Here is a 1,376-nt window from a genome sequence, read left to right as displayed (position 1 = left end):
GCGGTCTTTCCTATATGTTGTTTGAAGGAATTTTAACCAAAGGAAATGGATTTGAATCGTAACGTATGGTTGTTATCGTTGTGCCAAGCACTCTTGATGACAGGAAACATTCTCTTGATCTCGGTGATCGCGCTCATTGGCAAAACACTTGCCCCGTCACCGAGCTTTATTACTTTGCCTGTCGCACTGCAGTTTCTCGGTTTAATGGCGGCAACGATACCTGCATCATTGATTATGGGGAAACTCGGTCGTCGTTTGGGCTTTAGCCTAGGTAACCTCATCGGCATCGTGGGCGCAAGTTTGGCGACCTACGCGTTAAGCCAACAAACCTTTTATCTATTCTGTTTTTCTACGTTTTTGCTCGGTGTCGGAATCGGCTTTGGCACGCTCTATCGTTTTGCTGCAATAGAAGTGTGTGAAGAATCGGCAAGACACAGAGCAATTTCAATATCTATGGCGGGTGGGGTATTAGCGGCTATTCTCGGTCCGAACTTAGCGGTGTATTCGCAACAATGGTCAGACGATGGTTTATATACGAGTGCTTTTTCTGTCCTGATTGTTCTCTACATCACAGCGCTTGTATTGCTTCAAACGATTCGGTTCCCGCCAGCGCATACTCAGCTATCGCATGTTAAAGCCGATACTATTAGTGACATCATAAGACGCCCGAACTTTATGATTGCGGTGTTAGCGGCAATGGTGGCTTATGCGGTGATGAATATTCTAATGACAGCGACGCCTTTGGCGATGATTGGTTGTGGTTTCGATTTCGACAAAGCCGCAGGTGTGATTGAGTGGCACGTGCTCGGCATGTTCGCTCCGGCCTTTATTACTGGTCGATTAATTGAGCAGTTCGGCGCAAAGAAAATGATCCTAGCGGGAGGTGTGCTGTTTATTGCTTGTATAGGGATTAACATTCATGGTGTGTCCATTTGGCACTTTAGCCTTGCCTTAGTTTTGTTGGGCGTAGGTTGGAACTTCATGTTTATCGCTGCAACGGGGCTGTTTAGCCAAAGTTACGAAGCGAAAAACCGCAGCAAAGCGCAGGCGTTTAATGAGTTCTTCGTGTTCAGCTGTGTCACCATTACTGCCTTACTTTCTGGCTGGCTTGAATCGACAGTCGGTTGGCAAAACCTGAACTTGTACGTTCTTCCGTTCGTATTGCTCGTGATTGTGATCTTTGCGATGAAAACGGATAACAAAACAGAATCGCAAATAGCCTGACTTTCAACCTGTCACAGAAAAACTCAGCATCTGAACGCTGAGTTTTTTGTTTATTAGCTCAAATTTTGACTGGTGACGCGCAAATTTCTGCCAGTGATGATAATTCCCACACTAAAAATGTCGTATTGATAATACTTTTTATCTAACATTTT

The 1,376-nt window shown here is 45.0% G+C and carries 1 protein-coding gene; it reads left to right on the top strand.

The window, feature by feature from the left end:
- The first annotated feature begins 51 nt into the window (after positions 1-51).
- Positions 52-1,224, top strand: a complete 1,173-nt coding sequence (locus R7035_RS25340; RefSeq protein ID WP_021447944.1) for an MFS transporter — start codon at positions 52-54, stop codon at positions 1,222-1,224.
- Positions 1,225-1,376: the final 152 nt, after the last annotated feature.

It is taken from the genome of Vibrio sp. 1731, assembly GCF_033339955.1.
GTDB lineage: Bacteria > Pseudomonadota > Gammaproteobacteria > Enterobacterales > Vibrionaceae > Vibrio > Vibrio alginolyticus.
The sequence above is the reverse complement of the archived record's forward strand: the minus strand, read 5'-3'. Positions and strand labels throughout refer to the sequence as shown.